The organism is Armatimonas sp. (assembly GCF_043760365.1).
Taxonomy (GTDB): domain Bacteria; phylum Armatimonadota; class Armatimonadia; order Armatimonadales; family Armatimonadaceae; genus Armatimonas.
In genome coordinates, this window is record NZ_JAYUPA010000933.1 from 1 (window position 1) to 8,191 (window position 8,191).

The 8,191-nt window shown below is 58.2% G+C and carries 12 protein-coding genes; 10 read left to right on the top strand and 2 right to left on the bottom strand.

Annotated features, from left to right (window positions below; all coding sequences use genetic code 11):
- Positions 1-690: prolyl oligopeptidase family serine peptidase (locus tag ACH2EH_RS23520; protein WP_395145617.1), on the top strand; the 690-nt coding region annotated here is incomplete at its 5' end.
- A 145-nt stretch (positions 691-835) separates the two neighbouring features.
- Here the strand turns inward: ACH2EH_RS23520 and ACH2EH_RS23525 are convergent.
- Positions 836-1,738, bottom strand: coding sequence for a 2OG-Fe dioxygenase family protein (locus ACH2EH_RS23525; protein ID WP_395145618.1), 903 nt, complete (start codon positions 1,736-1,738; stop codon positions 836-838).
- A gap of 170 nt (positions 1,739-1,908) precedes the next feature.
- Positions 1,909-2,766 carry an SMP-30/gluconolactonase/LRE family protein gene (locus ACH2EH_RS23530; protein ID WP_395145620.1) on the bottom strand — a complete coding sequence of 286 codons (858 nt, stop codon included), beginning with the start codon at positions 2,764-2,766 and terminating at the stop codon, positions 1,909-1,911.
- Positions 2,767-2,821: 55 nt separating this feature from the next.
- Between ACH2EH_RS23530 and ACH2EH_RS23535 the strand changes: the two genes are divergently transcribed.
- The 9 genes from ACH2EH_RS23535 to ACH2EH_RS23575 all read left to right on the top strand — a co-directional run.
- Entirely contained in the window at positions 2,822-3,043 is a 222-nt protein-coding gene (locus ACH2EH_RS23535) for an AbrB/MazE/SpoVT family DNA-binding domain-containing protein (protein ID WP_394795240.1), read from the top strand.
- 2 nt (positions 3,044-3,045) lie between these two features.
- On the top strand, positions 3,046-3,444 hold the full coding sequence (locus ACH2EH_RS23540) for a type II toxin-antitoxin system death-on-curing family toxin (RefSeq protein ID WP_394795241.1): 399 nt from the start codon (positions 3,046-3,048) through the stop codon (positions 3,442-3,444).
- The gene (gene nadC / locus ACH2EH_RS23545) at positions 3,441-4,280 is read left to right on the top strand and encodes a carboxylating nicotinate-nucleotide diphosphorylase (RefSeq protein WP_395145622.1); all 840 of its coding nucleotides are present in this window, start codon (positions 3,441-3,443) and stop codon (positions 4,278-4,280) included. The genes ACH2EH_RS23540 and nadC overlap by 4 nt, the downstream gene beginning before the upstream one ends.
- Positions 4,277-4,975: a biotin--[acetyl-CoA-carboxylase] ligase gene (locus ACH2EH_RS23550; protein WP_395145624.1), complete on the top strand. Its 699-nt coding sequence runs from the start codon at positions 4,277-4,279 to the stop codon at positions 4,973-4,975. The genes nadC and ACH2EH_RS23550 overlap by 4 nt, the downstream gene beginning before the upstream one ends.
- Positions 4,965-5,789 carry a class I SAM-dependent methyltransferase gene (locus ACH2EH_RS23555; RefSeq protein ID WP_395145626.1) on the top strand — a complete coding sequence of 275 codons (825 nt, stop codon included), beginning with the start codon at positions 4,965-4,967 and terminating at the stop codon, positions 5,787-5,789. Before ACH2EH_RS23550 ends, ACH2EH_RS23555 begins: the two co-directional genes overlap by 11 nt.
- Before the next feature lie 20 nt (positions 5,790-5,809).
- A complete protein-coding gene (locus ACH2EH_RS23560) occupies positions 5,810-6,361 on the top strand; it encodes a hypothetical protein (protein WP_395145628.1) in 552 nt (183 codons plus the stop codon).
- Entirely contained in the window at positions 6,358-7,002 is a 645-nt protein-coding gene (locus ACH2EH_RS23565) for a hypothetical protein (RefSeq protein ID WP_395145630.1), read from the top strand. The genes ACH2EH_RS23560 and ACH2EH_RS23565 overlap by 4 nt, the downstream gene beginning before the upstream one ends.
- Positions 6,999-7,733: an LPS export ABC transporter ATP-binding protein gene (gene lptB, locus ACH2EH_RS23570; protein WP_395145632.1), complete on the top strand. Its 735-nt coding sequence runs from the start codon at positions 6,999-7,001 to the stop codon at positions 7,731-7,733. Before ACH2EH_RS23565 ends, lptB begins: the two co-directional genes overlap by 4 nt.
- A 7-nt stretch (positions 7,734-7,740) precedes the next feature.
- Positions 7,741-8,191: LptF/LptG family permease (locus ACH2EH_RS23575; RefSeq protein ID WP_395145634.1), on the top strand; the 451-nt coding region annotated here is incomplete at its 3' end.

Below are 8,191 nucleotides of genomic sequence, written 5' to 3' on the forward strand. Positions count from 1 at the left end.
CTCTATGCCTACGGGGGCTTCAATATCTCCCTGACACCAGGCTTTGCACTCAGCATGGTGCCGTGGCTGGAGCAAGGGGGAGTCTACGCCGTGGCGAACCTGCGCGGTGGTGGCGAGTACGGCAAGGACTGGTACGAGGCGGGGACGAAGCTACGCAAGCAAAATGTCTTCGACGATTTTATCGGCTGTGCGGAGTGGCTCATCGCGCAGAAGTACACGCGTCCTGAGAAACTCGCGATTGCGGGCGGTAGCAACGGCGGTCTCTTGGTGGGGGCCTGCATGACCCAGCGCCCGGAGCTCTTTGCTGTGGCACTGCCTGCCGTGGGCGTCTTAGACATGCTACGCTTCGATCAGTTCACTATCGGCTGGGCCTGGAGAAGTGACTACGGCGACCCGGCTAACAAGGCGGATTTTGAGGCGCTGCTGGCCTACTCGCCGTACCACAACCTCAAGCCTGGCACGCGCTACCCCGCGACACTGATCACAACATCGGATCACGATGATCGAGTGGTGCCCGCGCACTCCTTTAAGTTCGCAGCAAGGCTCCAGGCCGCGCAAGACCCAAGCGGTCCGCCCACCCTCATTCGGATCGAGACTAAGGCAGGACATGGGGCGGGCAAGCCCACTGCAAAGATCATTGAGGAGCAGGCGGACATCTTTGCCTTCGTGATGCGTGCCTTGGGAATGTAAGTGTCATCCGCCTACTGAAAGTGGGCGTCTACGGGCGCTTCGCGCCGAAATGTCGCTCCGCGACTGGAGATTTTATATGAACCTACGATCTGTACTTGCTACGCTCGCGCTTTTTGCTGCTCCTGGCGCTCCGGGGAAATAGCTTTTATTTTTCTAGGCGAATATCAAAGCCCAGAATGCTGCGGATCCCATCGCTTTCGGCACTCTCGCTCCGATGTACTGGGGTGACATCGTGCCAAAGAGGCGAGCCCGCATCGGCTTGGAAGAGTCCCTCGCCGGGCTGTAGGGTGTGGGAGAGGAGCACCGCCTCCCGATCGGGCCCGAATACCCGGCTCATCCCGCCTGTCACGCCACGCCGCTCCACGACCAGCGCGGAGACGATGTAGTCTGCGCCGTCTTGGTGGATGCCCTCCGGTGAGTTGGTCGCGGCCTGCCCTGGGTGGCAGACAACACTCATCTGGTGCACCGTCAGGGTGAGAGTAACCACTTCGGGCCGCGCCTTGGCCACCAGCTCCGCCACCCCTTCTCGGAGCCGTGCAAAGAGAGGGTTATCCACCACGGCGCAGGCCATGGGAGCGAAGCGACGCGGGAGGGCACGTAGGTCACCCGTGTCGAGCTTGCCCTGGGCAAAACGCGTGTTGTCGGGGAGGCGCTCTTGTTGCCAGCCCAGCCTAGTAAGCTCTAAACGAAAGCGCGCCATTGCTCGTCGCCGGTACGGAGCCACGGACTCTAGCGCCACGCGTTCGGCTGTGGGGAGGCGGCTGAGCAAGTCCTCCACAACACCGAGTGTGGCCTGCTCCGTCCAGTAATCTCTTAGAAACTGCTGAAGCCGAGAGGTTTCCTCAGGGAAGGCATGGAGTAGGCGCTGCACTTGCTCCCGTCGGACATCGTAGATATCCCAGGCGAGCGCATGAAATGAGGGCGCAAGCTCCGTGAGAAAGCGTGCCCGGTCAATGCCGAACTGCTCTAGTGTGAATACCCGGAAAGGGTACTCTGAAAAACGGGAATCGCTACCGTGCGACTCCCGAGGAGAGAGGGGTGTAGACAATTTTCATCTTGTTCTCCAGGATCGTCATTACGCCGCTGCTTTGGCGGGTGCAACCAACAGTATGGCACCGGTTGTATTGTATCACTTTTCACAAATCGCTGGTTCACAGATTTTTTCCGCCCACGTTCGTGTGGGCGGTAACGATCTTCGTGCAAAAGAGCTCTATGGGCCTACTGGTTATCCACGCCGTGGGTGCGGGTCTTAATGGCGTAGAGACCTTTGCTGGCGGTGATGAAAAGTGTTTTTCGGTCGCGGCCCCCGAAGCAGACATTGGCGCTCCAGCCCTCGGGGACAGGGATGTTCTCGATAAGCTGGCCGTTTTTATCCACTACGGTGACGCCTTTGCCCGTGAGGTAGAGGTTCCCCTCGTTATCAAGCGTCATGCCGTCGGAGCCGAGCGCGTAGTGAAGCTTCTTGGCCGAGAGTGAGCCGTCTTTTTCGATCTTGTAGGCGTAGGTTCTATTATCGCCAATATCAGCGACATAGAGCGTCTTGCCGTCGGGTGTGCCCACAATGCCGTTGGGCTTTTTAAGATCCGTGGCCACAGGCTTGAGTGTCTTGAAGTCCGCGCTCACAAAGTAGACATATTCCCCCGCGGGCTGTCGGGCGGGATCGCGCTTCCAGTACGGCCTAACATAGAGCGGGTCGGTGAAGTAGTAGCCGCCTTTTTTCGGGTGCACCCAGACATCGTTAGGGCCATTGAGCAGCTTACCGTCGGGATCGGTTTTCACCACAACCGTCACTTTCTTGTCCATTCCAATCTTCCAGAGCTGGTTGTTCTCATCGGCACAGCTCCAGAGGCTCCCGGCCTTGTCAAAAAACATCCCGTTCGAGCGCCCTGCGGGTTGCATAAAAGTAGAAAGCTTGCCCTCAATGTTCCAGAGCATGATGCGATCATTGGGCTGATCGGTAAAGTAGACATTGCCCTTCGCATCGGCGGCAGGGCCTTCAGTAAACGAAAACTCTCCGGCAAGCTTCTCAAGAGCCGCGCCCGGAGCAATCACAGAGGGAGTAGAAATCGTGTTCATAGCAATAGTGTACCTGAACTTGACAGGTGTTATAACTTATGTTATACTGACTGCTATGAAAGCAAAGATTATCAGTGTGGGAAACTCGGCGGGGATTATCTTGCCCAAGGAAGTATTGGACTCGCTGAAGGTGGAGAAAGGGGATACGCTTTATATCCGTGAGACAACAAGCGGCTATGAAGTCTCTCCTTACGATCCTGAGTTTGAGCGCACCATGGAACTCGTGGAGAAAGTAATGCGTGAGGATCGTGATGTCTTGCGGCGGCTGGCGCAGTAGCCATGAAAGAGCCGATTTGGTTTACGATTGACGAAGTTTTTGCGATACACGAGCGACAGATTTCGCGATTTGGTGGCTCTCCAGGGTTGCGGGATCAGGGTATGCTAGAATCCGCACTTGCTCGTGCTCAAAATCTCTGGAGCTATGGCGAGCCCGCACCGGATATAGCGGCACTTGCGGCAGCTTATGCCTTTGGAGTAATCAAGAATCATCCTTTTGTGGATGGGAATAAGCGCGTTGGCTATGTTCTTGCGCGTGTTTTCTTGCTCAAAAATGGCTGGGATATTGAGGCGAGTGCAGAAGACAAATATCTGACTTTCTATGCCGTAGCAGCAGGAGAGCGGAGCGAAGAGGAGCTGGCAGTGTGGATACGCAACCACACACAGCGAGTGAGCGAATGAAACTATTACCCATTCAGTACGAAGAAACCGTTCGGGCGGCGCTGGTTGAGGACATTGGTGCGGGGGATGTGACGACGCTGCTTTCCGTGCCCGCCCAGAACACAGCAAGTGGCGTTTTTCTCGTGAAGGCCGAGGGCGTGATCTGTGGTTTAGAGATCGCGGCGTGTGTGTTTCGGCTGATAGACCCTGCCGTTGAGTTTACGCCGCTGGTCACAGATGGCACACGGGTGAAATACGGCGATATTGTGGCGCGACTCTCGGGTTCGGCGCAGAGCTTGCTTACGGGCGAGCGGGTGGCGCTGAATTTTTCGCAGCGGCTCTCCGGAACCGCGAGCTTGACCCAGAAATTCGTGGACATTGTGGCCGGAACGAAAGCGCGGATCGTGGACACGCGTAAAACCACACCCGGCCTGCGAACGCTAGAGAAATATGCCGTGCGCTGTGGCGGCGGGCACAACCACCGCTACGGTCTGGGTGATGGTGTGCTGATTAAAGACAACCATCTGGCGGCGGGTGGGGGAGTTACTGCGTGTGTGGCGCGGGCGCGGGAGCATGCACCTCACCCTTTAAGAATCGAAGTTGAGTGCAAGAGCCTGGCGCAAGTGGACGAGGCAATTGCTGCGGGCGCGGATATTCTGCTGCTCGATAACATGAGCAATGAAATGCTGCGCGAGGCCGTGGCGAAGATCGCAGGGCGAGCGCTTGCCGAGGCATCGGGGGGTGTGAGCCTTGCCACGGTGCGTGGGATCGCGGAGATGGGCGTGGACATTATCTCCGTAGGGGCGCTCACGCACTCGGCAGCGGCGCTGGACATCTCCCTGGATTTTACCGAGTGAGGTTTGGCAAACCGCAGATCGCTCTGGAGAGCTGCGCTTCCACACAAGACAGCGCACGGCAGTTCCTGGCGCAACCTGGTGCGGTTGTCACCGCACAGAGCATGACGGCGGGGCGGGGGCGGCTTGGGCGGCGCTGGACGGCACCTGTCGGTGCAAATATCGCGTTTACGGCAGTGGGGGAGCCTGTTGCCCCGGAGCGGCTCTGGGAGCTGGCACCCCTGGTGGGATTGGCCGTAGCGGAGGCCGTACGTCGTTTCGGCTTCGATGCGAGAATACGCTTTCCCAATGACATTTTCCTGAGTCACCGCAAGCTCGGTGGAGTGCTGATCGAGGCACAGAACAACACGCCCCTGATTGGAGTGGGGGTGAATGTACTCCCCCGCGTCTGGCCGCAAGAATTGGAAGGGATCGCCATCGCGCTGGAGGCTGGCCCGAGCGTTCAAGTGCTGCAAGAGGTGATCTGGGAGTGTCTTACTGAGCGCTGGATGGGGTGGCAGCAAGAGGGATTGTACGCGGCTCTTCCAGACTGGCACGCGCTTCTTGACCCCGAGGCCCGGCGGATTTTTGTGCTTGAGGGCCAGCCCACTCTCTGCAAAGTGGCTCTGCTTAGCGCCTCTGGCCATGTCACGCTGGAGCTCCCCAACGGCTCACTGTGCACGATTCTAGCATCTGAGGTAATCTTCGGTGAGGACTGAGCTGATCGTCACCACCAGCCACAAGCCCGATGCCGCGCTTCGGGCGCGGGCGGAGCACTTTGCAAGAGAGCTTGGCTGCCAGGTGGCAGGACGGCACGCCGAGGGAATGCCCGTGGTCTTTGGGCGCTACCCGGAGGCGCAGAAAGCGTTAGTCGTCCAGAGTGGGCGCTTGCTTTTGGTAAACCGTGCTGGAAACGAGGTCTTTTTCCACCCTAATTTAGGCGCGATGCGCCTACGCAATGTGTTGCGGGGCCAGCCTGACTATCTCCTCGAAGCCATGCAGCTTGTTTCAGGGGAGTCGGTGCTTGACTGCACGCTGGGCTACGCGGGCGAGGCGACGCTCTGTGCGCATGTGGTGGGCGACACCGGCGAGGTACACGGAATCGAGGGCAGTCAGGAGCTGGGGATTGTAGTGCGCGAGGGCTTGAAAGTGTTTGAGACCGATAAAGCGGCCCTGAACGAGGCGATGCGCCGTGTGAAAGTGATCCATCTGGGCCATCATCTGGAGTTTCTTAAAGTCTGCCCGGATAAGCGCTACGATGTGGTCTACTTCGACCCGTTCTTTGATGTGGCGGTAGATACCGAGGAGACGCTCGTGCCGCTGAAGGCTTTTGGCGACCATAGCCCACTCACCACCGAGGCACTCACGCACGCTCGGCGCATCGCACGGCGGCGCGTGGTGGTAAAAACCGCACGCTGGTCCGAGCAGTTGGCAGATTTTGGGATCATGGAGCTGGTAGGGGCAAAGGCTCGCCGCGTGGTCTATGGGATTATCTCCGTGCAAGATTCGGAAAAATCTGCACCAGACGAGTGAGAAGGCTGTCTTAAGAAAGCGTGAGATACACTGTCCCCCTCCTCTATTTGCTCTTTTGGGGCTGTGGGCTGCTTTTGGGCTGTGGGCCGCGTAAGCAGCCCGACGTAATCTCCACACCCCGCCCACAGCCTTCGTCCACACCATTTCCCGTTTCCGGGGAACTCTCTGGAGCAAAAACGGTTCTCTCGGATGGAAAGGGGAAACGCCTGCTGGAGCTCACGGGCCTGCGTGCCGCCCTCGCTCCGGGAGCCACGGAGGCAACCCTAGAAGGGACACGTGCTGTACTCTATAAAGTGGGGAAGCCCGTCTTGACCATCACCGCGAAAATCGTTCGTGTGGAGGCTGGTGCCTCTAAACTAACCGCTCAGGGTAGTGTCTCCGCACAGACACCCGATGCGCGGGTCGTGCACTGCGACAGCCTGACCTGGCTTCCGGGGGGAAACCTCACGAAAGCGATCGGGAAGCTGGAGGGTGTCGGGAATGTGGCCTTTCTCGCCGGCTCAAACTTCGCACTCTATGGCTCCCGATTCACAGCGGATACACTGCTACAGACACTTAAGATCTTGCCATGAAAAAACGTACCCTTGTCTTGTTATTTCTCACCCTGCCGCTGGCAGTTGCAGCCCAGAAAACCACGGATACATCCGCGAAAGCCAATATCTCGCGCATTGGCGAGTTTGTGCTGGATTGGAAAGAGGGGGTCATTGAATTTGTCGGTCCTACCCCGAGCGGGAAACTTACCGCGACCCTGACGGGGGGCACGACTCCCGTTTCCCTGGTCGCACGGGAGAATGGTGGTGAGGTGCTCAAGAAGACAAGTATGAAATCACGACGTCGGGAGCTAAGTGGGCAAAAAATTGTTGTGGGAGTTGTTAATGTAGGAGTTAAGGGCAAGAAGCCCTTGGTGACGGGGGCAACTTTGGCTCGCAATGTGACTATCCTTGTGGAGCAGATCAGCCTGACTGATGAAAAGACTAGCATTAAGGTGCGTTGCGACGATGCAAGCTACAAGGCGGGGCCAAAGCTAGGCACGGGGCGGATTGACTTCTCTGGCAATGCCCGTATCTGGTACTACGGTGGGCTGGAGCTAGAGACGACGATGCAAGGGGGCTGGATTGATCTGGGCGATCCCGACGATGCAGAAAACAAGCCCCCGGCCTTGCACCTTGATGGGGGCAGCACAACGGGAACACCCGGTAAAGGCAAGCGATGAGCGCCGTAACACGTCGGATCGAGGTGACAGAGCTTACTAAGGTCTATCGAAAGCGCCGGGTGGTGGACGGGGTTTCGCTGGATTTTGCGCAAGGTGAGATCGTCGGGCTGCTCGGCCCAAACGGCGCGGGGAAGTCCACGACATTTTATATGATTGTCGGGCTGATCCGTCCCGATACGGGCAAAGTAGTGCTGGATGGAAAAGACGTAACGAAGATGCCGATGTACCAGCGGGCCCGTCACGGGATCGGCTATCTGGCGCAGGAGGCCAGTGTTTTTCGCAAGCTCACGGTGCGTGAGAACGTGATGCTGGTGCTGGAGATGACCGGCTTCCCTCGCAAGAACCGCAAGGCGCGTGCGGAGCAGCTCATGGAGGATCTTAAAGTGACTCACCGTGCCACGGCGCGTGGTGCCGAGCTCTCAGGCGGTGAGCGACGGCGCGTCGAGATCGCACGGGCGCTGGCCGCGAACCCGTCGTTTTTGCTGCTCGATGAGCCCTTCGCCGGAATTGATCCGAAGGCTATTGAGGATATTCAGGAGATGGTTCAGCAGCTAAAAACACACGGCTACGGTGTCCTTATCACCGACCACAACGCTGCCGCTACTCTGAACCTCACGGATCGGACGTACGTGATCGTGGATGGCAAAGTGGTCTTTGAGGGCACGCGCGATGCCGTGGCGGAGAACGAGGATGTTCGCCGGTTCTACCTCGGGGAGAACTTCAAGCTGTGAGGATTTCATGACTCGCACAGATCGAGTTGTGCTGATGGAGATTGTCGGGCCGTTCTTCGGCTCTGTGATGCTCTTTACCAGCTTGTTCCTGGCCGCCGGGGAGCTGCAGAAACTGGCAGAGTTCTCCCAAAAAGGCGTCTCGCCGACCTACCTGGCGATCATGGTGCTCTTCACTTTGCCCTATGTCCTGGCCTACACCATTCCCATGGCGATGCTGCTCGCAACCCTGATGGGCTTTGGGCGGCTCTCGGGCGACTCGGAGATTGTGGCGCTCTTTGCCTCTGGGACGAGTTTTCCGCGCATCATGGCTCCGGTGATTGTCTTCGCATTGGCGGTCTCCCTGCCCATTATCGCCGTCAACCAGAGCCTGATCCCCGCCGCGAACCAGAAGCGTGAGCAGATGGCACGGGAGATTCGCCAGCGTGGCTCCACCGCAGCGACGACAACCGATGCCTTCA

What these genes read in the sequence shown, in the direction of transcription:
- ACH2EH_RS23530 (WP_395145620.1), bottom strand. Translation starts at nt 2,766, where the DNA reads ATGAACACGATTTCTACTCCCTCTGTGATTGCTCCGGGCGCGGCTCTT.
- ACH2EH_RS23535 (WP_394795240.1), top strand. Translation starts at nt 2,822, where the DNA reads ATGAAAGCAAAGATTATCAGTGTGGGAAACTCGGCGGGGATTATCTTG.
- ACH2EH_RS23540 (WP_394795241.1), top strand. Translation starts at nt 3,046, where the DNA reads ATGAAAGAGCCGATTTGGTTTACGATTGACGAAGTTTTTGCGATACAC.
- nadC (WP_395145622.1), top strand. Translation starts at nt 3,441, where the DNA reads ATGAAACTATTACCCATTCAGTACGAAGAAACCGTTCGGGCGGCGCTG.
- ACH2EH_RS23565 (WP_395145630.1), top strand. Translation starts at nt 6,358, where the DNA reads ATGAAAAAACGTACCCTTGTCTTGTTATTTCTCACCCTGCCGCTGGCA.
- lptB (WP_395145632.1), top strand. Translation starts at nt 6,999, where the DNA reads ATGAGCGCCGTAACACGTCGGATCGAGGTGACAGAGCTTACTAAGGTC.